Source organism: Spirosoma horti (assembly GCF_054776595.1).
This window is the reverse complement of record NZ_BAAHBQ010000007.1, coordinates 386330-410227: the sequence shown is the minus strand read 5'-3', so window position 1 is coordinate 410227 and position 23898 is coordinate 386330. Positions and strand designations below refer to the sequence as shown.

Genomic DNA, 23898 nt, shown 5'->3' with positions numbered 1-23898 from the left:
GAGCATGGCAAGTCTTAATAAGATGACAATTATCGGTAACTTAGGCGCTGATCCTGAAGTACGTTATCTGGACGGCGGAGCTGTCGTCGCGACGTTTAACGTGGCAACTACCGAAAAATATACGAACCGGAACGGCGAAAAAGTTGAGCAAACCGAGTGGTTTCGTGTTGAGTTATGGAATGAACAGGCTAAAGTAGCTGAGAAATATTTGAAGAAAGGCAATTCTGTATACGTCGAAGGCCGTTTACGGACGGAGTTATGGACAGATAAGGAAGGCAAAGAGCGGACTTCGCTACGCGTGCGGGCCAACACGATGCAACTGTTGGGTGCTCCAAATGACGGCCGTCAGGATGAGCCCTCGTATGAGGCTCCCCGTCAGCAGGCCGCTCCGACGCAGCCAGCCAGTGCCCCCCGGCAGCAACCCGCCCCACAGGCCGCTCAAGCCCCCCGGCAACAGCCAGCACAGCGCCGAGAGCCAGAACCAGTACCCTTTGAGAGCAACAGTAGTGATGACGATTTACCGTTCTAACCTACGTAGTGCGCTCACTTGTTGAACGAGATTTGATATACATGGACCTTAGTGATCCTCTTCCTCGACAGGTGCTCCTGGCCACAGACGGCTGGGGCACCTATTTTGATTTATACGGCCCTTATACGGCGCTTATTTTATTACTGCTTACGCTGGCTGGTTTAGTATCAGCTTCAGAAGCAGCCTTCTTCTCGCTGTCGCCCGATGACCGGGCTTCTTGCCGGGATAGTCATCTGGCCGATGACCAGCGTATCGCCAGCCTCCTCGAACGACCCAAAAGACTTTTGGCGTCGCTGGTAATCTTTAATAACCTATTGAATATCGCCATTGTCGTCATTGTCACCTACCTCACCTGGGAGTTCTCTCAAACGTCGCAGGGGTTGGGTTGGGTATTGCCTGTCGTCACATTGGCAACAACCATTGCTATTGTACTTTTTGGGGAAATAGTGCCTAAAGTGTATGCCAGTCAGAATAACCTGACGGTGGCTCGTAAAACGGCCTCTTTGGCCAAAATTGGTTTGGCCGTCTTTCGCCCTCTGGCCATGGTGTTGGTTAATTTAAGTAATCAGGTGGACCGCCGGATTGAGCGAAAAGGCTATAAATTATCCGTTGAAGAGCTTAGTCAGGCCGTCGAATTGACGGGTACAAACGCAACGGTCGAAGAGAAAGAAATACTTAAGGGGATTGTTAATTTCAGTAATCTGACGGCCCGTCAAGTGATGCGTGCCAGATTGGATATTTCGGCGGTAGAAGATGACCTGACATTTAGTGAGCTCATGGAACAGATCAACGCATCGGGCTATTCCAGAGTGCCCGTTTTTCATGAATCGCTCGACCAGATTGAGGGTATTTTATACATTAAAGATTTGTTGACGCATATTCATCAGGATGATTCTTTCAACTGGCAATCGTTGCTGAGACCAGCATTCTTTATTCCAGAAAATAAGAAGGTAGATGACCTTTTGCAGGATTTTCAGAAACGGCGTGTGCATATGGCCGTTGTGGTCGATGAATATGGCGGAACGCGGGGTTTGGTTACGCTGGAAGATATTATTGAAGAAATATTCGGTGAGATCAATGACGAGTTCGATGATGAAGCTCCGCTTGGCTACAGGCGTGAAGATGATCAGACTGTAGTCTTTGAAGGGAAAATGCCCCTTACCGATGTGTGCCGTGTTTTAAATGTCGATGCAACAACATTTGAAGCCGTTCAGGGTGATAGTGAATCACTTGGCGGGTTATTACTGGAACTGTTCAACCGGCTGCCTAAACCCAATGAAGAGATAACCTATGCTGGATTTCTTTTTCATGTCTTATCTGCAGATGATAAACGAATTAATGAGGTGCGGGTTAAGAAAAGTGATGAAGCTGTAGAGGCCAGTTAGAAAAGGGCCGCATCTTTATATACACAATCTACCGTTTAGTAATTTATTGTTGTAGGCTAGCTGGCTTTGAGTAAGTTTACTTGAAGCTTTCTACCACAAACATATGACCAGCATTTTTTCTAGATTAAAGTCTGTTGCCAAACAGGTGATTCACCCAGCACAAAAAGAGACACCTGTTACCGAGTTTCCGTATGACTCCTTGCCCTGGATCGACAAGAGCAATGCTGATATTGACGCTTTTGTTAAACAGTTTCCTGCAGCTAATGACTTGCCATACGATTTAAGCGAAAAACTAACTTTCTGGCGCGACAACGGCTATGTCATTTTAGGGCAGGCCATTCCGACAGAATGGCTGGACCAGCTTTGGCGCGAAGTTGAGGAACTGATCGAGCACCACGAAAAATACCAGACTCAGGTACGGATCGACCTACCGGAATATCAGGCTAATCCAGTGCAGCCTGTAAACAGTGTTCCTAAATCTGTGTTGAACGGACCGTTTCTCAAATTCAATGATTTTCACGATAACTCAGTAATCGGCAAAAAAATAATGCTTCACAAGAACATCGTTACTTTCCTGGAAGCAGTATTTGATGATAAAGTAATTGGCATGCAAAGTTTGCTGTTCAAATATGGCAGTCAGCAACCAACACATCAGGACTTTGCCTACGTCGTATCCGAGATTCCGAGTCATCTGGCTGCTGCCTGGATAGCACTTGAGGACGTACATATTGATTCGGGGCCGCTATCGTATTATCCCGGTTCGCACAAAATCGATAAATTTAATTTTGGTAATGGGATCTTTTTTAATGGTAAATCAACGCTGAATCCAAACGATTTTGCCAGATACCTCGATGCTGCCTGCGCGAGTGCCGGGCTCGAAAAGAAAACGTTATTGATCAAAAAAGGAGAGGTTCTGATCTGGCATGCTGCCCTGGCGCACGGCGGAGAAGAAATCCGGAATCCAGCGCAAACCCGAAAGTCATACGTATGCCACTATTCGTCTGATAAGGCCTATAAACATCATCGTCAGAGCCCAAATACTGAACCGATACGACGCACGATAAACGGTGCCGACGTATTTGTTAACCCGACAATGCCTGATCAGGAGGATATTTTTGATCGAGGTAAGACAATGTAGGCAAATCTGTTACTTATTCTCTGTGCCGATTACACCCAGAGTCCACGACCCTGGTTGTAATCGTTGCCTATCCGTTGGATCTCGCTGGCTGAATACGTCAAAAAACCTTTTTTTCGCAATTCGCGCAGTCGTTTCTTCTCAATAAAAGACAACTTGCCATCCACAAGAACCCCAAAAACAATAAGCCGTTCGAGACTATGGCGCACCGCAGCGGGAGCCTGAGAAGCCTGTTCCAGAAAATTACCGGTCAACGCCGTCTCGGCCTTCAGGTCAAACCGGTCAATGAGTGTTTCAGTCAGCAGGAAGTGGGCATAATTGTATTGCCGTTTAAGGATGGCCACATACTGTAGCGCTTCCAGCAGTAAGGGGCGTAATTGGTCATTCTTTCCCCATTCTTCGTGCAATTCATGGACAAATTCACGGATCGTTGTTGGTGCCATAACACGAACCTGAGCTTCGTGAAGAACCTGCCAGGAAGCCCAGGCATTCCAGAAGGCATAAATAGGCATTCCGGCTAAGTCAGTTATCTGACGAAGCAGGTAGCGGCCCAGAAATCGTTTCAATAAAAATTTGAGGGCTAGATTGCTCAACGCTGCTTTCATCATATTCAGCAGGTAGTAGATCGTGAGCCCCCAGCGTGGCATGTTCAAATAAGGATCAATGCCAAATCGTAAAATACCTCTATTCGTTTTTTCAAGTGCTGCATCGGCCAACGCCTGCAAATGGCGGTCATATTGAGCATCGTGGGCGTTGGGAAACTGGCAAATACGCATGATTGTCTTTACCCCGCGAAGGTTTAGCACCACCAGTATATTCACTTCCAGATAAACCAGCAACACCCCATACAGCATCGTGATAAGTGGCAATTCATACGTAGTGCCAAATAGCGAAACGGTTGTATTGGAAAATAGATCCGGCCACATATACTGAGGCCCGTATAACAGAATAACACCCATCAGGCCGAGCACAGCAGCAATACTCAGGGTCACGATTTTTGTCCGTCTGATTACGCGACTTTCAATGGAGTTCAGTACATACGGTTCATCGGCTGGATGTGAAGTATCGAGGGATTGACGCAGGTAACGAAGCGCCAAATGGTCGAAGGGACCTGTGCTGTCATTGGGTGGTCGAGTGGACATTATCTTAATGTTAACAGTGAGCTGATTTGTAAACTACCAAATGGCAACTGTTGTTGGCAAAAGGCTCGTTTATTGAGCAAATCATTTGATTTGGTGGGATTTACACCCAAATAGGTAAATGTAGGTTACAGGTGGCTTTGTGATTTACCGATTAACAAGTCTACTTATGAAACGCTTACTTTTCTGCTGGTTACTGGCTGTTCCAGCACTGGCTCAACAAACGGCACCTGCCCCAAAACCAACGTCGGCCCAGCAACGGATTAAAGATGAAATGCTGGATGCCGTTACCACCTTCATAGGGATGCTTACACCCGATCAGCGAAAACAGGCTACCTATCCACTCGATGACGTTGAGCGGTTCAACTGGCACTATGTTCCCCGCGAACGCAAAGGACTTCCGCTGAAACAGATGACACCCGACCAGCGACGGGCAGCTATGGCAATGCTTAAAACGGGGCTCAGTGATCAGGGGTACGAGAAAGCAACCTCCATTATCGATATGGAAAATGTGCTGCGAGTTATTGATAATCGTCCCCCGAATGATACATACCGTGACCCCGAAAATTACTCGTTCACCATCTTCGGTGAGCCATCCGCCAAAAATCCGTGGAGCTGGCGGATCGAAGGGCACCATTTGTCGCTGCAATTTTTATCACTTACCGGCCAGGTGCTGGCACAGACACCTACGTTTTTTGGTAGCAATCCGGGTGTACTCAAATACGATACGCACATGGCCGACAAACGGATGAGCGATCCACGCGTGGCCGATCTACCCCAGAAAGGGCGGCAAATATTAAAGAAAGAAACAGAGCAAGCCTTTGCTTTATTGAAAACACTTGACGCCGAACAACGAAAAAAAGCCGTTATCGCAGCCGTTGCCTATCCTGAAATTGTGACCAGCAATAAACGGAAAGTGTCCCTGGAAAAGATGGATGGACTAATGCTATCCGAAATGAACGCCGACCAGCGTAAGCTCTTTTTAGATCTGCTACAAATTTATATGGCCAATTATCGAATCACGCTGGCCAAGCAGCAGATGGCAAAGCTGGAAAAATCGGGTCTGGATAGCCTCCGGTTTGCCTGGGCGGGCGACCTCACGCCAGAACTAGGCGAAGGTAAAGGCTGGTATTACCGAATTCATGGCCCAACCCTATTAATTGAGTACGATAACACGCAAACCAATGCCAATCACATTCACACCGTGGTTCGGGATTTGACAAACGATTTTGGCGAAGACTTACTACAGGAGCATTACAAAAGTAGTCATGTAGCGAAGCCATAAAGAAGAAAGTCGGGCTCGTTTAACAATTTTTAAGCTAAACTTAAGCCAGTTTCTTCGTAATTTGTGAGGAATTTTTGTTCTTAATTCATGAAGAAACTCCTTATTAGCGCGTCTGTCTGTCTGTTCACAGTAGCAGCATCGGCGCAGGAAACGCAGTGGTATCTGCGTGATAAAACCGATAAAACCGCTGGTATCAGCGTTGAGCGTACCTACAGCGAATTACTCAAAGGGCGTAAACCAACACCAGTTATTGTTGCCGTTATCGACGGAGGGATTGATACGACCCATGAAGATCTGCGCCGGGTGTTGTGGGTAAATCCGAAAGAAGTAGCTGGAAATGGCAAAGACGATGATAAGAATGGCTATGTCGATGATATTCATGGCTGGAATTTTATTGGCGGAAAAGACGGTCGCAATGTCGATTATGAAACCGCCGAAGTGACCCGGCTGTATGCCCAGTTGAAGCCGACCTACGAGGGCAAAGATCGCAAAACACTCAAGTCCGAGCAGCAGAAAGAGTATGATCTGTATGTAAAAACGAAAGCGGAGGTTGAGAAAAACCAGGCGCAGTACAAGCAGCAATATCAGGGTATCAGTCAGTTCTATACGCAGTATTCGACGGCGGTTGCCAGCCTGAAAAAAGCGCTGAACGTTACGAAACTCGACACGATCACGCTCAGCAAAGCGGCTGATACACTCAGCGACGCGGCCCTGAAGCGGCCCGTGACGGGTATCCTTCGGTTACTGCGTCAGCAAAAAGCGGCTGATACGGACGTGGTAATGAACGAACTTGAAAAAGCCAATGAACAACTCAAATCCCGCGCTGAATACAATTATAACCCGGATTTTAACAGCCGTACAATCGTAGGCGACAATCCGAATGATGTAAATCAGCGCGATTACGGTAATCCCGACATTGCAGGCCCGCGCCCCGACCACGGCACGCACGTTGCCGGTATTATTGGCGCAGATCGGACCAATAACCTGGGTGTAATGGGTATTGCCGACGCTGTGCAGATTATGGGTGTTCGAGCGGTGCCTGATGGAGATGAGCGCGATAAAGATGTCGCTAACGCCATTCGGTATGCGGTTGACAACGGAGCGCAAATAATCAACATGAGCTTCGGGAAAGATTATTCACCCCAGCGTAAGACGGTTGAAGACGCTGAGCGGTATGCGCTGTCAAAAGGGGTTTTAATGATTCATGCTGCGGGCAATGATGGCAAAGACATCGATACAGCCGCTAATTACCCGGCTCCCCGCTTTATAGACGGTTCCGCTATTCCAAACGTAATTACGGTAGGGGCCAGCGCCGAACCCAATACGGCTGATCTGGTGGCCAGCTTCTCAAACTATGGTAAGCAGAACGTGGATGTGTTTGCTCCAGGTAAAGACATTTATTCGACGGTGCCGGGCAGTAAGTATGAAAACAACAGTGGCACGAGCATGGCCTCGCCCGTCGTTGCTGGTGTGGCGGCTGTACTGAAGTCATACTTCCCCAAGCTGACCTATGCCGACATAAAACGCATTATTCTGCAGTCGGCAACGCCTTATGCAACAAAGGTGACGAAACCAGAGTCGACCGATACGGTAGCTTTTGCTTCCCTGTCAAAAACGGGTGGTGTTGTCAATTTGTACGATGCCGTTAAATTGGCTTTAACGCAGGAAGCGGCTACCGGAAAAGGGAAATAAAAAAGTAGATAACGTATCCGTCACCGGATATATAGAAAAATAGAACCGGTTTCTGAGGGCATGACTTCCCTCGGAAACCGGTTCTATTTTTTTAGGAACCGGGCTGTCTGGCTAGACTGGCCATCTGTAAGGCAAAGGATGTAGACGCCCGCCGACAAGGTCTGAATAGATATGTCGGCTTTTATCTGGCCATTCTGGCTATTAACTAAAAGCGGAGGTTGTTGCATCACGCCCCGTAAATCGACGATGCTGATCGTTGACTGCTTCGTTCGTGAACCGGCATAGCGTACCGAAAGCGTATGTTCGGCAGGATTGGGATAAACGAAAAGTTGATCGCTCGGGTCGGTTGGCAGGGCGGTGACAAGGGAGGCTGGGCTTACCGTTCGCGCGGTCGACCAGGCCACGCATTCCCGTTGTTTAACCTGTAACTTATAAATACCCGGCTGCGTAACTAAAAGACGATACTCATTGGCCTTGGCTATAGCTTGATCCTTTTGGTACCATTGGTAGCGATACGATGAGTCGATGGGCGCTTTCAAGGTCACTGAAGCGCCCTGGGGTAGCGTCAAGTCTGTTTCTTCCGGGCTTAGGGTAAGGCTATTGACAGCACTAAGCAATACGTCCGTTTCTGCCGACAGTGCCTGGCAGCCATCTTGGGTAACCCGGACCTGATAGCGGCCTGGCTGGCTGGCAGAGACTGTTGCCGTATGGGCAAAAACGATACCGTCGCGTAGCCAGTCAATAACGGCTTCGTCTGTAGTGGCTGACGTTTGAAGTGCAACCGCTGGTTTATTCGGGCAAAGCCATTGATCACCACCGGGGCTGATGGTTGCCGCTGCGGTACGTACCTGAACCTGCACCGGCTGAGACGTGGCTGCACAGCCCTTACTGTCAGTAACCCGCAACAGGTAAGACCCCGTCTCCGTAACCTGATAAGCGTCTGCCGGCGCATTGGGTATGGCAATGCCATTGCGTAGCCATTGGTACCGTAAGCCAGTTGGTTTATTGGCTGCCTCAAGCACAAGGTGTGTTCCACGACAAATGGTTGTATCCTGTTTAGGAAGGATAGCGGTTGTCAATTGGCAGTTCGTTCTTCGTAAACCACTAACAAGGATAGAAAAAGGCTGGCTGGAATAGGTCATTTTGCCTTTATGCGAGACCGAAAGTGTGTACGTCTGACCAGCAACGGGATTGGCAATGTATACTTGCTCAACATTGTCACGAATGTTGTCGTCCCGTGTCGCTGCCTGAGCCGGTTGAGCTGGATTTAATACAAAGGGAAACTCGGTTTTCTGCTTTGTCTTCAAGCGCAGGTCGAGATCGTTGATGAGTTTCGGCGTTCGGCTGTTAACGGAACTGGCGGTTAGGTTTGTCGCCACACCTTCGGGATCTGTCCAGCAAAGTGTGATCACCAGCGGTTCATTTCCCTGAGCAGTAATGGATTGGGTAAACGTGCCACCTGGCGTCAGACTTTTTTCCAGAATCAAATTGGACTGATTTTCATTTAACAACAGGCGGGCCGCGGCTTCGGTATTTAACAAACCCCACCCTTGTCGATAATTGGGGCCTGCTTCTGGATTGGTTCGGTTAGCGGTGTGCAGGGCCAATCCTTTTAACGTGGCCGCCCGCATAAATTGCCCACCAGTAGGCAGACCTGGTGCCCGTTGACTGGCGTATAATTCCTGGAGTAAAAACAGCGATCCGCTAACATTGGCGGCTGCCATTGACGTACCACTGTATGTACCATAAGCGGTGTCGCTGGTGGCTATTGACGAGAGAACGTCGGAGCCAATACCCAGCAAATCTGGTTTTATACGGCCGTCGTCGGTAGGTCCCCAACCGCTGAACGCCGTCGAACCGATCAGATCGACTTTATTTTTGTTGGTAAATGAGACCATCGCTGCCCCCACGGTGAGTACGTTTTTGGCGTTTGCCTCGGCCGGAATAACATCATAGGCGTCATTGCGATTTCGAGCCAGCGTACTCTGGATGGCTGTATTTTTTAGAAAGTAAGGCGTTCCGGCGGGTGGTCCGGTTTCGCTTCGTTTGTTGTCTGCCGAACGGACCATCAGGAAAAACGGATTATTGTAGGCTATCCGATCCAGGTCTCGGGCGTTGGTTGTGTAGAAACCAAACAGATAATCTTCCGAAGCACTAATGGCCGTATTGCCCCACCATTCCCATTTTAGATCCGGGTTGGTGCCGGGCCGCGATTCGTTATAGACCCAGCCTACCACCGGCCCATACGAATGATTGGAGACCAGAAGATTGGGAGCTGCTGTGACCAATTCCGTGATGTCGTTGGTATAATCCCAGACTGATAACTGAGAGCCGTAAGCCATTCCCTTTGCCGGGGCATTAACGCCTTTGGCGATGAGTGTGCCGGCCAGGTGTGTTGTGTGGTTGTTCAGGGTTGCCCCATCCTTCTGAAGAATTCGGGAGGTGGTGCCTGTAGCCCCGGCAAATTCGTGGTGCGATCCCAATGCCCGGCCACCATCCCACAGCCCCAACCGCCCGGCCATAGAAGCCGAATTGCCCGATAAGGCGATGGGCAGTGAGCCGGTGCCATACAGCGCCTGGGTTTTCGTGCCACGGGCAGCTTCTGTATTGTGAAGTGTATAATAAACGGGCTGACCAAACGGGTCGATCTCCTGAAGGGTCAGTAGGCGCTGATTGGAATAGTTTTTGCTAAGGAACCAACTGTTCGTTTTGGCTGCCTGTAGTGTACGTTCCCGAAGGCTGGAATGCCGGGTGGTTAGTTCTATTTGCCAGCCTTGACCAGTTATTTTAGGGATTGATTGAGCATTGGTCCGGGTAACGACACCGATCAGAAACGACAAAACGAGGTATCCTGCAATGGGAGAAAAGCCTCCTGCACTGCATTGTACCCCGTTTTCTCTCGAAAAAATACCTCGATATAGCTGCTGCAGATACGTGGACAATTATTGCTTGCGAATCCGTTTTACCCGGACGCTCTGTGTCTGGTCATCTTCTACAACCACAAAAAACGTACCGCCGGGTAAATCGGCTACATCGAAACTTGTTGAATAATTTTTTCCGTCCCGCAAAAGTGTTCCGGTACGTACCGTTTGACCATTCAGATTCGTCAGGCGAACGGATGGCGGTTTGGGTAAAGCCAGTGAAGCGACCAGCGATACGGTAACCTGTCGGACTGCCGGATTCGGATAAACGCTCAGATTCCCGTCATCGATAATCGGCTCCGTGGCCAGTATCGTCAGATAGACTTCGTCGGAGATAGCTTCCCCGCAGCCATTAACGCTACCCTTGACCGAATAACGCCCCGTTTTGACAACGGTATAGGTAGGGGATGTGGCTCCTGGAATAGCTACGCCGTCCACCAGCCATTGAATATTGGTCGTTACGTTGGAACTAAGCGAAAAGCCATTGGCCGTAATGAACGGTGTCTGGGTTGTTTTTACCGTTACCGCAACAGCCGTCGAGTTAACGGGCAAGCAATTATTGGCGACCTGAACGACGTAACTCCCTGCGGTTGCCGTTGCCAGCGTACTGCTGGTAGCTCCGGTAATCGGTTGCCCGTTCCGATACCACTGGTAAGAAAAGCCAGTACCTGTGTTGGCCTGCAGGGTAATGCTGGACCCCTGACAGATACTCGTTGACCCATTTGGCGTGATACTGGCCGTGGCCCCTGCGCCCGTTGTCGGTGTAACCGCTATCCGTTGCGGACTGGGGCAGTCGAGCGCCCGAACCCGCATGTTGTAAAAGTAATACCAGGCCGTTTTCAAGGTATCTGTGGATGTGCCACTATCGAATAAAGACCCTTTGATGGTAACAACAGGCTGACCCGTCTGCGTTTTTAGCTGGTAAGGAAAACCAGCGACCGAGACGTTACTACGGAAGATAGACGCGCCATCGCCGTAATCAATCGTAATTTTATAATCGCCCGCTGCCGGAATGCGTAAATTCAGGGCATAAATGGCTCCTTGATCGTCGGGGTCATCGGGATAGGTGCCGCCGGTCGATGCGGTTATGCTTTGCGTACGCGTGGGCGAAACATCCAGCGTTACGCTCGAAACAGCCGTATTATCGTATTTACGAACCGTGAAGGTCAGCGTTCCGGCCGAGCCGATATACAGACGGGCACTTTCGATCAGCAGCGGAACCTGGGTCGAAATAAGGGGCGCGGGCTGAAAACCGGTTCCGTAGGTGCCACCGCCGTAGACGGTTTTGTCGACGGGGCCAATGGAGCCCGAAAAATCGTTCAGCGTGGCGTAGAACTGGCCACTGGCAGGCAATGCCTTAACGCCAACCTGATTACCAGCTGCCAGTAGGTTACCGCCCGTTGGGGCATCATACCAGAAGGCCGTGCCCGTGCCAATATTCCGCAATGAGATGGCCGTATCGCTGCCACAACGCGTGACGGAAAAGATGCCATTGGCCGGTGTGGGGGCGGTAGCACGGGTTGCGGTAATGGTATTATTGGCCGTGTTCTGGTCGCTGTTGAGACTTGTCGATACGGTGAACCGATACGTCTGTGCAGCCGCAAGGGAAATACTGGCCGGTAGTTTTAGGGTAATTGTACTCTCCCGAAAGGCAGCAATTCTTGGAACAGTACCGGTCAATGTCGTTACCTCATTGTTAGTGGCATCGGTAATTTTAACACTGACGGGCACATTGGTCTGGTTAGCGGTGCCATAGTTGTGGAGCCGCACGGAAACCGTAACATCAGTGCCTGTTTGTCCACAGAAATTCGCTTCGGGCGAGAGAAGTGCGGTAGCGCCCACGTCGTTCGTCGTTTGAACCACATTCAGCACGTAATCCTGCGTTTCGCCATTGCCGTAATTGCCACACGAAACCACCGCTGCGGGGTCGCTGGTTTCTACGGCCACAATTCGGAACCGGACGTTCTGGGCTGTTTGAACCGTGCCGGGAATGGTGACCGTTGCGGTGAACTGAGCCGAATGAGCCAGTATTCCCGACGTCGCTACCGTTTCACCGGCATCGTCGAAGCTGCCATTCTGGTTCCAGTCGGCAAAGGCTTTCACAATCACGTTTTTGACGGCTCCACAGGTGCCCAGAGACACCGTTAGGGGAATCTGCTGACCTGCCTGCACGGTGGCTACGGCCTGCGAGAAATCGTTGTAGGACGTACACCCGCTGGCCCCGGCCTGATTGATGCTGCCAAACTGAACCTGGTTGATTTTCGTGTCAGCGGTGGAAGTCGCTCCCGATGCGCAGTACGCCTTGCCGCCAACACCACTCACGAGCAGGGCATAATCCTGCTTGCCGCCACTTAAGGTTCCTTTATTGGTAACGGTAATCGTGTAGGACCGTCCCGGTATCGGATTGGCTACTAAGACCTGTTCAACATTGTCGCGGATATTGTCGCCCCGTGTGGCGGCTGCCGATGGGTTATTCGGGTCCAGAATCCAGGGCAACGTGGTGGCTTGGCCGTCGCTGATGCGGATGTCGAGATCATTGACGAGTTTGGGTGTCCGGTCGTTCAGCGTGGCCGTAGAGGGAATAGACGCGGTTCCGGCGGGGTCTGTCCAGCAAATGGTCGATACGAGCGGCCCCAGTCCCGATGCAACAACCGTGAGCGAGTAGGTTTCAGCCTGGTTCAGGGTTCGTTCATCGAGCAAATGGTTCTGGTTGGTGTTTAGAATGACCCGTCCGGCCTTTTCGGCATTCAGGAGTCCCCAGCCAAACTGGTAATCGGGGCCAAGTGTGGTGCCCGCTTCATCGGCGGTGTGAAGCGCCAGACCCTTCAGCGTCGATGAGCGCATAAATTTGCCGCTGTTGCGTTGCGAATACAATTCCTGCAAAAGCAGCAGGCTACCCGCCACGTTGGGCGATGACATGGAGGTGCCATCATACACAACATAAGCACTATCGCTCTCCGAACTTGACGAAAGAATACCGACACCGATACCAGCAATATCGGGTTTAATGCGCCCATCGTCGGTTGGACCCCAACTGGTAAAGTCGCTCAGCGGTACGTCGCCCGCCTGGTTGTAGCCATAGTTCAGATTGCCAACGGCACCCACGGCCAGAATATTTTTAGCGTTGCCGTAGGTGCTAATCTGGTCGTAGCCGTCCTGATTACTACGGGCTACTGTACTGGTCCGGTTGCTCGTACCCAGGTAATAGGGCTGACCTGCGCCGGGGCCATCGGAGCCGTGGCTGTTTCCGCCCGATTTAACAATCAGGTAGTAAGGAGCATTTTGGGCAATTCTATCCCACGAAACCGTTGTGGCATCATAAAAGCCAAACTTATAATCTTCTGTCTTGCTAATGGTTGTGTCGCCCCACCATTCCCATTTGGTTGTTGTGGTTCGGGTATCGTTGTAGACCCAACCTGCATTGGAGCCATAGGAGTGGTTTGAGATGAGCAGATTGGCAGCTGCGGCACTCATCTCCGTCACATCGCTGTTGAAATCATAGGCACGTAGATTCGTTCCAAATGCCATGCCTTTTACGTCGGGATTGACACCGGCTGCCATCATGATTCCGGCCACGTGGGTGGAGTGGCTGACCAGTGTGGCAGAATTATCGATTTGAGCTACGCGACTGCCCGTGCCATTTCGGAATTCAACGTGCGTATCCCGTACTTTACCGCCATCCCACATGGCAAGCTTGTTCGTCAGCGTACTGCCCGAGAGCGAAACACCCAGGCTGCCGCCTGCATACAATGAGTTCGTGTGGGTGCTGATACCCGCCTTGGTGGTGCTGTAGGTAGCATCGTAGAGGAGTTCACCGGTGGAAGTGATGCCGCGCAACATAACCACCCGCCCCGTGGGTGAAATTTGTCGAATTGGACGACTGAGTTGCTGGGCTTTGGCAACGGCCTGGCGGTAGTTTTCGGTTTGGGCCTGCTCAATTGTTTTTTGTAGCTCTCTTTGCTGTGTCCGCTGCTGTATAGTGTACTGTGGCAAAGACTGGGCGGTTACCTGTGTGAAAGCTGTTGCTCCCAATAAAAAGGCTAACCAATACAGGTGGTTCCATAAACGTTGTCGCATACATAGTAAGCACTTAAGTAAAAATAATTGAATAGAGTTGAACCACATTTTTGTCATACGGACAGAGACGGGCCACCGTAGTAGAAGCATGACAAAAAACAAGCTTATAACTCAATCCGTAAGGCCCATAGTCAGTACGAAAAAGAGGGTGTTTCTGTTGCGTATTGCGTTTTATAATGAGATTAAGATTTTTGTAACTATACCTCGTATACAAGAAAGTTTATCTTGTAACAAGTCACTTGTCAATCGTATGATGGTTTATTGTTTGATTTATATAACCATAATGACAAGTTTACGCTGCTAATTAGTTTAATTATTAATTAATATAGACATATAAAAGTAAGTAAACTTATGCAATTGGTTTAGTAATTAGGTTTAAAACTTTTTTGGTGATTTTATCCGGAAAAATGGTGATTTCACGCATTTTCAGACCCTGCACGCATAATTTTATGCATAGGCACCCCTAGGTTTGGCGCACAAAAAACCCCACGTCAGCTTGCAACCATACGTGGGGCTTTTTTGAAAGTTCAATGCGTTACCATTAAACCAATCAAATGTAATGAAACTTTTACAGAATGGGACAGGTACGGCCTACCTGTTGATGTTGCGTAGGCTATTTTGTGATAGAGTCGCGAAAAAGCATTTAGTTTATCGTGTAGGAGCCCTGATGCTATTATGGGCCATACCCTTTACAAATATAGCCAATGCACAAAGTTGCTCATATTCGGAAGGACAGTTTTTGTTCGACTGGTATGGTGAGCAAATCTACGCCCACTATTACAACGGCGTTTTGTATGCTTCGTATCAGAATCCTTCCGAAGGGTTCAAACCTCAAAGCTGACTACAGGCTACGGGGAAGATGGTTAATTCCTTCGGTTGTTTTACCCAAAATGACCCGCATTCGTCCTCGAATGGTGGGAACACGTCCAACCCGCCTACGTCTAATCCACCATCCGGCAACTGTGCTTTCTCGGAGGGTCAGTTTCTACTAAACTGGTATGGCGAGCAAATTTACGCTCACTATGCCAACGGCATTTTATACGCAGCCTACCAAAACGCAGGTGAAGGGTTCAAACCTCAAAGCTGGCTACAAGCTACGGGATTTGATCCTGGTAAAGTAAGTTGTTTTGCTGTGAATAACCCCTTGATGTCAACACCAATACCACCCGTAACTAATCCACCAACGCAAAATCCGCCGTCGGGCAACTGTGCTTACTCAGAAGGCCAGTTCTTATTGAATTGGTATGGCGAGCAAATTCATGCTCATTATTTTAATGGCATATTGTATGCGGCATATCAAGATGGGAGTGTTGGATTTAAGCCTCGAAGTTGGTTATCTGTCGCGGGCTATGATGCTAGTAAACTGGCGTGTTTTGCGCAAAATGATCCGCATACGACAACTACTAATAACCCTACGACCAACCCTCAGAATCCACCCAGCACGGCAGGTAATAATTTAAACGGTAGTTTTGACTATGCTGATTGTAATAGCATAAGTGGCTGGATATTTAATGCAAACACGCCCAACCAGTCCACAAAATTTGATGTATATGTAAATGGATGGTTAGCAGCGGCTGGTGTGCCAGCAACCCGAAGTCGTCAGGACGTAGCAAATGCCCTTGGAGTTTCTGGCTACAATGGTTTTGGCTTTAATCTAAACCTACCCAATCAATATAAAGCTGGAGTTGCTCTGACAATTTCGGTTAAATATTCCGGTACAAATACCCATATTCCGGGTAGTCCGAAAGTAACTCAAACATGCCCCAATTCGCCATCTACGCAAGGTTTCGATCCTGAATGCCAGACGGGTATAGCCAGCGTCTTTCCGCGAAGTGGACAAGCCCGCTCAAGTGCTGTTGCACATACAGGTTCAATTTCGCTTCAGCTTATGAGCAAAGGTGCGAATAATATTACTTCTTTAACGAGTCGGTTAATTCCAGTCAAACAGGGTATTTTATCATTGAATGCTTATGCTTTTGCCCTAGTTCAATCAAAGCCTAATCTTACTCCCCAGCTAACGGCTGCTGCTGTGGGTGGTGTACTGGCAGGTTTGGCATTAACTCAGAAATATACCGTTGCGCCCGATCAACGACATGTGAATAAGCTCGCACCTACTCTTGGCGTAAGTACAGCGCTTATGGTGCCTTTAGTGAAGTCGCTGTTGGCCAATCGGGTGCCTAATGCTGGACTTGAGTTAGCATTCTACAACAAACAAGGTAGATTTATGCATCGCCAGCAGGTAGAAATTAATAAAACTGCTCGCGAGGGCTGGCAGGTTTTGCGTATTGACGGGCAGGCACCTGAAGATGGTTATGCTGTAATTCGTTTACATAATTACAGTAAAGTACCGGTTTATTTTGATGATGTGGCTTTAGAAACTACGCCTGTCCAGTCAAAGAGCGAGTTGAATAATCGCCATTTAACTTCGAAACTTTTTCACTCAGCTAATGGCTTTGTCGCTCAACAATTCCCTAATGAGCAAAACACCTATAGCATGTATGATTTTGATTCTCCTTGTCATGTCCACGCTGGGGGAGCAATAATTGACCCTGATTCGAATTGGCCGGGCGTCTGGCTAGATATTGATGTAACCGTGACTGCAACCCCAGCCGGAGCTGAACCTACTGGAAGTACAGGTGGAGGCACTACATATACCCAATCGGGCAGTGATACGTTTACACCTAACGGTACACCAACCAGACCACCTGTAGGTACCACTTACACCTCGTCTTCGGGAGTGACCTATATCTGGGATGGCATAAACTGGTGCATTGTTTTGAAGGAAGTCGATGTTAAAGGCAACCATCCATCAAACCCACCTGATGGCTATATACATATTCATGTTGACCCAAACTTTGGTTATATTACTTACTATAAGTTCTTTGATGGGGTTTGGACATTACCAGTACTTGCTGACGATAACTCGCTTTTACCTGACCGTATAAAAAAATCAAAGAAATCATCAAAGAGTGATGCTTGTAAGACGTTTAAAGAAATGTGGGATCGCCAAAATAATGATACACATAAGGAGCAAATGGCTATAATAACAGATAAGGGTGTATTTTGGTTACCTGATAATGAGAATACTGTGAACACGAGCGTTCTTGGTTCAATATCTGATTTTATTGGCGATCCTGGTAGCCAATCTTTTGTTAAAGATAATGTCGTTTATTACATAAAGGCTGTAGTGCATACTCATCCTACAGGCGATCAGTGGGTGGATAGTCCATCTGATAAAGATGTAGCGTTAGCCAAACTTTTTAAAGTACCTAATTATAATATTTCAGACGGAGGTATATTCAAAGTGAGTGCTAGTGGTCAAATTTCTAGTGTACTTGATTATAACTACGAAAACATATTCAATTGCGAATTGGATCAAAACATAGTCGAAGAACTACGATGATATCTTTTCCTAAGACAATCGCCCTGATATTCATGATGATGTTTAGCATCTCTCTGTCAAAAAGTCAGCAACCAACTCAAAAAATAACTCCTAAACTATGTGTTGAGGAGTTATCATCCGGAGATAGTGTATTAACGGCTACAATAAAAGGCTATTTAAAATATGTTGACAATCACGAAATTCCCATAGTAGCCGTTGAGACTAAGGGCGACACAACTCACTATTTTATTAGTGCTTTTATCTGGACGAATTCGATTAAAAAGAATCCTCCTACGTCAATTGTAATATTTGCTGGTCGTGAAGCATTGCTTTATACAGGCAAGGGCTCAATTGTACAAACAGCTCCAGCCTGTTATCAGTACTTGCTAAAAAAGTATACTAGGCTACTGCACATTGATAAACTAAACCGGAGTAAAAGATTACCTGCCGATAATGACCTAGGGTTTTCCTATGATCCAATATCCGCTGATATTATGATTTCTAAAGATGGACATGTTACGACTAAAAACGGGCCTTTTCCGTATATAGAGCATAAGTGAGCCATGATTATTTAAATAGTTTGGTCAGTTTGTAGAAAAAGCTACTTAAATAAAGTATATGAATGTATAAGGTTTAACTAAAACTATAAACCGCATAACCACGGGCCAGCTGTTAGTATACTTTACTGATGACTGGCCTGTAGCACTTTTATTAGTGACTGCTGGAGGTCCTCATTATATTCAGGTGCTCATTCAAATTTTAATCTCCCGCCGATTAAACGGTTCTATTATTGCCTTAAGCCACTACCGCCAAAGCCGCCGATCGACAGGCTGGATTTCCTGGCTGAGAACCCGAATTTGATTGAAGTGCGGGTGGGCCGGATGAAGAATGATGTTATATGATAAGGGAAATAAGTCACTGCTCACGGCGCTTATGTCCGTCCGATCAGCCACTTCGCCAAATTTTAATCCTCCGCCTATTAAACGTTTGCCGTCTTGCCTTGTCATACGCCAATAGCCAACGGTTGACAGGCATGGATAAATTGACGAAACAACAACAAATCCGTTACCTCTTTGCACGGGCTGGCTTTGGCACTACCCCCGCTGAACTGGACGAGGCATTGGATCGCAAATCGGCGCGGAAAATTGTACGGTACCTGTTCGATGATAGTAAATCTGTACAGGAGCTACATGTCGTGGAGCCGGACGCCATCGAAACGAAAAAGCAGCTTAAGGGCCTGGTTCGGGATGGGCAACTCGATAAAGAAACGCTCAAAGAACGCATCCGGCTCAACGCCGAAAAGGTGCGCGATTTGAATCTGCAATGGCTCGACCGGATGGCGTCTGGTAGAGGAGCCTTGCGCGAAAAAATGGCTCTATTCTGGCACGGGCATTTTGCCTGCCGAACGCAGGGACGAAATCCACTCCTTATGCAGCAATATGCGAATACGATCCGGCAACATGCGTTGGGGCGGTTCGGCGATTTGCTGATGGCGGTATCAAAAGAACCGGCCATGCTCCAATTTTTGAACAACCAGCAAAATCGCAAGAACGCGCCCAATGAGAACTTCGCCCGCGAGGTAATGGAGTTATTTACGCTCGGCCGGGGCAACTATTCGGAGCACGATATCAAAGATGCCGCCCGCGCCTTTACGGGCTGGCAGTTTACACCCGAAGGACAGTTTGTTTTCCGGAAACAGGTACACGACGAAGGGGATAAAACGATTTTCGGCAAAACCGGCTCATTCACCGGCGAAGATGTGATCGCGATGTTGCTTGAGAATACACAAACGGCGCGCTTCATTACGGCTAAGATTTACCGATTTTTCGTCAACGAAACTGAAGATAAAAAGCAGGTCGATGCACTGGCGGAGCAGTTCTACAAAAGCGGCTACAACATTAGTGACCTGATGGAGACCATCTTTACGGCAGACTGGTTTTATGACCCCAAAAATAGGGGAGCTCATATCAAGTCGCCGGTGGAGTTGCTGGTTGGACTGCGCCATACACTGGGTATCCAGTTCGAGCAGCCACAATCGCAGATTTTTGTGCAGCGCACCTTGGGGCAAGTTCTGTTTTATCCACCCAATGTGGCGGGCTGGCCGGGCGGGAAAAACTGGATCGACTCATCGAGCCTACTCTTTCGAATGCAGTTGCCAAACTACGTTTTGAACGCTACGGAAGTAGCGGTACAGCCCAAAGAAGATGGTGACGTAAATACCCAGTTGTTGGCCCGGAAAGGAAATGCGAAATTTCGTACAAGGGTTAACTGGGCCGATTTTGAAGCTGCCTTTGCCAAAACACCCGATGCCGAATTGACCGATGCACTTGCTTTAAGCTTGTTGCCCCTTCCGCTTCGTCCAGACCAGCGTACCTTAATTGACAGTCAGGCTCCCGGATCTCAAACGCGTCCCGAACGCATTCAGACGCTGACGGTCGCCTTAATGAGCCTGCCCGAGTATCAACTTACTTAATGGCGAATGAGTGAAAACCATCTGGTGTAAAAACTCTGGCTACTCAGGCGGTTTTCACTCCGCGTCGGCGGTCCAACTTATTCATTCTTACGCTCTTCAAAACCATGAACCGCAGAAACTTCCTTAAACAATCAGCTTTTACGACGGCGGGCACTATGCTGATTCCGCATTTTCTGAAAGCCTATGAGTCGCAGATGCTGGGCAAAGGGCCAGCGTCGAACGGTAAAATTCTGGTGGTGGTGCAACTGTCGGGTGGCAACGATGGCCTGAATACTGTTGTGCCTTACCGAAACGACATTTATTACCGGGAACGCCCGACCATTGCCATACGAGCCGAGAAAGTCCTTCCATTGAATGACGAAATTGGCTTACATCCCGCAATGGGCCCTCTGAAAGCGTTGTACGACGACGGGCTGATGACGGTGATCAACAATGTGGGTTACCCCAATCCCGACCGGTCGCATTTTCGCTCGATGGACATCTGGCAAACGGCCAGCGATTCGGATAAATACCTCAATACGGGCTGGGTTGGTCGGTATCTGGATGCGTCCTGTACCGGAAAAGCCCAGCAGCCTTTTCGGACCATTGAGGTAGATGACACCTTGAGCCTGGCCCTGAAAGGCAGTAACCTGAATGGGCTGGCCGTGTTGGACCCTAAGAAGCTGTATAACCAGACCCGCAGCAAATTCGTAACGGGTTTGAGCCATGAACAGGCGCATACCAACGGAACCCACGAACCCGAATCGGTAGCGTATCTCTATAAAACCCTGGCCGAAACCGTATCGTCGGCCGATTATGTGTATGAAAAAGTGAGCCGTACCACACGGCCTGTTTCGGCGGCTTCCGCTTCTGCCACGCTGACAACCTACCCGAATCACGAACTGGGAGACCGGCTCAAAACCGTATCGCAACTCATCCAGTCGGGCGTCGAAACCAGCGTGTATTATGTATCCATCAGTGGGTTCGACACGCACATCAACCAACCGGGGCAACAGGAGCGATTATTGGGCCAGTATGCCGAAGCCGTCGGTGCGTTTATGGCCGATCTGAAAACATCTGGTCGCCAGAAGGATGTATTGCTGATGACCTTTTCTGAATTTGGCCGACGAGTGAAACAAAATGCCAGCAATGGCACGGATCACGGAACGGCCAACAACGTATTTTTGATTGGCGGTGGTCTACCCGCCCAACGGGTGCTGAACGAAGCGCCAGACCTCACAAAACTAACCGAAGGCGACTTGACTTATTCGGTCGATTTTCGGCAGATCTATGCCACGCTGCTCCACGATTACCTCGGTGCCGACGATGTGGCCATTCTGGGCCGGAAATTCGATGGACTAAAAATTGTCTGATGACGTATGGTAATTCGATTCTGTAAAGCGAGCGTGCGACTAGGCAAACGGGTAGCCATACATTTGCATGACCTCCCGGGAAACGAACTGGATATGGGCCCGGCAGAAAAAATTAGCTGGCATACGGCCAGAATCTGCTTTAAACTCCGTTATTTCGCAGAGAGTCAAATTCATAGTCTTCTGAATGGTAGGTATAATAATGGGTAGCCTCTCCGACCGAAAGGTCATGCAGGAGGCCGCCGACATCTTAACAGAGTTGGGCGTAACGTGGGAAATGGATATTGTGTCGGCCCACCGAACCCCCGAGAAAATGGTCGAGTACGCCAAGTCAGCCCGGGAACGGGGCCTTCGGGTGATTGTGGCGGGAGCAGGTGGAGCCGCGCATTTGCCCGGTATGGTGGCCTCCCTGACCATATTGCCCGTCATCGGCGTTCCTGTAAAATCCAGTAATTCAATTGATGGCTGGGATTCGGTATTGTCCATTCTGCAGATGCCCGGCGGTGTACCCGTCGCCACAATGGCGCTCGATGGCGCACGGAATGCCGGGATTCTGGCTGCCCAGATTGTGGCTACGTTCGATGAGACCGTGGCCGCTAACCTGATCCGGTTCAAAGAAAGTTTAAAAGAAAAAGTGGCTGAAATGAGTCGCCAGTTATAACTACCCAACCCAATATACTTTACGTTATGGAGGCTGACAATCAATCATCCAATCCGCGTCCCTCTGGTAATTCCAGTCTTCCTGCCATCACACTCGTTGTTTTGGTGGGGCTTATTGCAGCCTTGTTATACATTGGCTACGGCTACGTTACGGATGACACCAATGGCTCTGACGAACTGACCAATGTGGCGCTCGATACGGCTTCGCAACAGCCAATATCGCAGAACGACCCCGAAATGCTGATGGCGCCCGAAGAGAAAGACACCTCGTCGCAACCGGCACCCGTCGACCTCTCGCAGGCGACACCGCCAGCCGATGCACCTGAGGCTAATGTCAAAGCCGAAGAAGTGGCCGAAGAAAATCGGGAAACAACCGACGGCAAACCTGGACCCGACGAAAAGCTGAAAGAGAAGCCCGTTGCCGAAAAACCGAAAGAAAAGCCTGTTGAGAAAGCCGCCGAAGCTAAGGCTAAAGAGAAGCCTAAGCCGGAAGTTGCTGCCGCAAAACCAGAGATCGTCCGGCCGAAGATCAAGCCGGGTGGTGTAGCCAGCAAATATACAGTTGGGGCTGGAGAAACTTTTTACGGCGTAGCGAGTCGCTATAACATGAAAATCAACACCCTGAAAGAACTGAATCCGGGCGTATCCGAGAGTGATATCAAAGCAGGAGTAACAAAGCTGAACGTAAAAGCGATGGCCGTTCATACGGTTGGGCCGGGCGATGTGCTGCGCGTAGTGGCGCAGAAATATGGCGTCAGTAAGGAAGCCATCATGCGTGCCAACAAAAAAGACAAAGACATTGCCCAACGGGGCGAAAAACTAATTATTCCTTTCCCGGAAAAACAGTAACATTTTTAGGGTTAAGAATAAAGAGGAGTGGCCGACGCGCGAGTTTTAGCGTGTCGGCCACTCCTCTTTATTTTCGTTCATATACCAATCCCACCGTGAACCGAAGGTCATTGTTCTGGCGGCCGGGCACCACCAGACTCTCGTAGGCATTGGCCAACGTTGTGCGCAGGCTGGTGGCCGACGTCAACTTTACCTGAACGCTCAGGCTGGCATTCCACCGTATGTTGTACTGGCCCAGCGCAGGCTGATAAAAAGCCGTGTGCGTAACGGTAACGCGATCATTCGCTAACGAATATTCACCAAAGACACGCAGCGAGTTACGAACGATATAAATGTCTTCCAGTTCAATGAAGTCGGTATTTTCATTCATAATCACATCGGTAATCGAGATGTAGGCTCGTTTGTGATTAAGGAGTTTGTAGCCAATACCGCCTGCCGCTGTCCACCGGTTATTGATCTGCCGGAGATTACTGCGCTCATACGATCCGAACGCCAGGTAATAGAGCCTTTTTTCATACCGATACGTTGTCCGAAAATCACCAAACCATTCCCGTTCGGCCAGTAGCCCGCTCTGTTCGCCATACACGAACGAGGGGCTACTCGATAGTTTAAAATAATGGCTCAGTTCATAATCGACGGCACTGGTCAGTTGCAGGAGCGCCCGGTTGACGTTGCCCGATGTAATTGTACCATCGGCCGTAAACCGGTATCGAAAAATATGCGTCTGCGTTGGCGTAGTTGTGTCTTTTTTAATTGTACTCGTACTATCTATGGCCTTTTTGCTTGAGTCTGCCGGGGTTTTCGCCTTTGTACTATCGGGTGTCGTTGTGGATGGGCGCAACGGGTCGGGTTGCTCGACAATTTGGGCGAACGAGGTTGTGTAAGCCAGAAAAAAAAGGAAAGATAAAAAGAAGAATGGACTGCTTTTCACGGATTGTTGAGTTGTTGAGGCTGCAACTTAGAAAAAAAAGATACATTTGACGGCTGACCGGCTGGTCAATTTATCCAATAGCTAACCTCTC

Annotated in this window: 17 protein-coding genes; 11 read left to right on the top strand and 6 right to left on the bottom strand. The window is 49.0% G+C overall.

The window, feature by feature from the left end; genetic code table 11:
• The first annotated feature begins 4 nt into the window (after window positions 1–4).
• The 3 genes from ACYVAM_RS23210 (at window position 5) to ACYVAM_RS23200 (ending at window position 3052) form a co-directional block, all read left to right on the top strand.
• On the top strand, window positions 5–529 hold the full coding sequence (locus tag ACYVAM_RS23210) for a single-stranded DNA-binding protein (RefSeq protein WP_461071514.1): 525 nt from the start codon (window positions 5–7) through the stop codon (window positions 527–529).
• 41 nt (window positions 530–570) lie between these two features.
• Window positions 571–1914: a gliding motility-associated protein GldE gene (gene gldE, locus ACYVAM_RS23205; RefSeq protein ID WP_461071512.1), complete on the top strand. Its 1344-nt coding sequence runs from the start codon at window positions 571–573 to the stop codon at window positions 1912–1914.
• A gap of 103 nt (window positions 1915–2017) precedes the next feature.
• Window positions 2018–3052 carry a phytanoyl-CoA dioxygenase family protein gene (locus ACYVAM_RS23200; RefSeq protein WP_461071510.1) on the top strand — a complete coding sequence of 345 codons (1035 nt, stop codon included), beginning with the start codon at window positions 2018–2020 and terminating at the stop codon, window positions 3050–3052.
• Between the two features lie 29 nt (window positions 3053–3081).
• Here the strand turns inward: ACYVAM_RS23200 and ACYVAM_RS23195 are convergent, their stop codons facing one another.
• Complete coding sequence (locus ACYVAM_RS23195) at window positions 3082–4191, bottom strand: LBF_2804 family protein (protein WP_461071508.1); 1110 nt, start codon at window positions 4189–4191, stop codon at window positions 3082–3084.
• Window positions 4192–4357: 166 nt separating this feature from the next.
• On the opposite strand from ACYVAM_RS23195, the gene ACYVAM_RS23190 reads away from it, so the two are divergent.
• Both ACYVAM_RS23190 and ACYVAM_RS23185 read left to right on the top strand, forming a co-directional pair.
• Window positions 4358–5473 (top strand): DUF3500 domain-containing protein, encoded by a 1116-nt coding sequence (locus ACYVAM_RS23190; protein ID WP_461071506.1) that lies wholly within the window; start codon window positions 4358–4360, stop codon window positions 5471–5473.
• A gap of 87 nt (window positions 5474–5560) precedes the next feature.
• A complete protein-coding gene (locus ACYVAM_RS23185; protein WP_461071504.1) occupies window positions 5561–7165 on the top strand; it encodes a S8 family peptidase in 1605 nt (534 codons plus the stop codon).
• Between the two features lie 83 nt (window positions 7166–7248).
• Here ACYVAM_RS23185 and ACYVAM_RS23180 read toward each other — a convergent pair whose 3' ends face one another.
• Both ACYVAM_RS23180 and ACYVAM_RS23175 read right to left on the bottom strand, forming a co-directional pair.
• A complete protein-coding gene (locus tag ACYVAM_RS23180; RefSeq protein WP_461071502.1) occupies window positions 7249–10005 on the bottom strand; it encodes a S8 family peptidase in 2757 nt (918 codons plus the stop codon).
• 102 nt (window positions 10006–10107) lie between these two features.
• Window positions 10108–14163 carry a GEVED domain-containing protein gene (locus ACYVAM_RS23175; RefSeq protein WP_461071500.1) on the bottom strand — a complete coding sequence of 1352 codons (4056 nt, stop codon included), beginning with the start codon at window positions 14161–14163 and terminating at the stop codon, window positions 10108–10110.
• 859 nt (window positions 14164–15022) lie between these two features.
• On the opposite strand from ACYVAM_RS23175, the gene ACYVAM_RS23170 reads away from it, so the two are divergent.
• Both ACYVAM_RS23170 and ACYVAM_RS23165 read left to right on the top strand, forming a co-directional pair.
• Window positions 15023–17566: a hypothetical protein gene (locus tag ACYVAM_RS23170; protein ID WP_461071498.1), complete on the top strand. Its 2544-nt coding sequence runs from the start codon at window positions 15023–15025 to the stop codon at window positions 17564–17566.
• A 32-nt stretch (window positions 17567–17598) separates the two neighbouring features.
• The gene (locus ACYVAM_RS23165) at window positions 17599–18105 is read left to right on the top strand and encodes a hypothetical protein (protein WP_461071496.1); all 507 of its coding nucleotides are present in this window, start codon (window positions 17599–17601) and stop codon (window positions 18103–18105) included.
• A 243-nt stretch (window positions 18106–18348) separates the two neighbouring features.
• On the opposite strand, the gene ACYVAM_RS23160 is transcribed toward ACYVAM_RS23165, so the two are convergent.
• Entirely contained in the window at window positions 18349–18552 is a 204-nt protein-coding gene (locus tag ACYVAM_RS23160; protein ID WP_461071494.1) for a hypothetical protein, read from the bottom strand.
• A gap of 26 nt (window positions 18553–18578) precedes the next feature.
• Here ACYVAM_RS23160 and ACYVAM_RS23155 point away from each other — a divergent pair, with 26 nt between their 5' ends.
• Window positions 18579–20018 (top strand): DUF1800 domain-containing protein, encoded by a 1440-nt coding sequence (locus ACYVAM_RS23155; RefSeq protein WP_461071492.1) that lies wholly within the window; start codon window positions 18579–18581, stop codon window positions 20016–20018.
• Between the two features lie 104 nt (window positions 20019–20122).
• Window positions 20123–21370, top strand: a complete 1248-nt coding sequence (locus ACYVAM_RS23150; RefSeq protein WP_461071490.1) for a DUF1501 domain-containing protein — start codon at window positions 20123–20125, stop codon at window positions 21368–21370.
• A gap of 39 nt (window positions 21371–21409) precedes the next feature.
• On the opposite strand, the gene ACYVAM_RS23145 is transcribed toward ACYVAM_RS23150, so the two are convergent.
• Window positions 21410–21544 (bottom strand): hypothetical protein, encoded by a 135-nt coding sequence (locus ACYVAM_RS23145; RefSeq protein WP_461071488.1) that lies wholly within the window; start codon window positions 21542–21544, stop codon window positions 21410–21412.
• A 10-nt stretch (window positions 21545–21554) separates the two neighbouring features.
• Between ACYVAM_RS23145 and purE the strand changes: the two genes are divergently transcribed.
• Both purE and ACYVAM_RS23135 read left to right on the top strand, forming a co-directional pair.
• The gene (gene purE / locus ACYVAM_RS23140) at window positions 21555–22028 is read left to right on the top strand and encodes a 5-(carboxyamino)imidazole ribonucleotide mutase (protein ID WP_461071486.1); all 474 of its coding nucleotides are present in this window, start codon (window positions 21555–21557) and stop codon (window positions 22026–22028) included.
• Between the two features lie 26 nt (window positions 22029–22054).
• Complete coding sequence (locus tag ACYVAM_RS23135; RefSeq protein ID WP_461071484.1) at window positions 22055–22876, top strand: LysM peptidoglycan-binding domain-containing protein; 822 nt, start codon at window positions 22055–22057, stop codon at window positions 22874–22876.
• Window positions 22877–22943: 67 nt separating this feature from the next.
• Here the strand turns inward: ACYVAM_RS23135 and ACYVAM_RS23130 are convergent, their stop codons facing one another.
• A complete protein-coding gene (locus ACYVAM_RS23130; protein WP_461071482.1) occupies window positions 22944–23807 on the bottom strand; it encodes a DUF481 domain-containing protein in 864 nt (287 codons plus the stop codon).
• Between the last annotated feature and the right edge of the window lie 91 nt (window positions 23808–23898).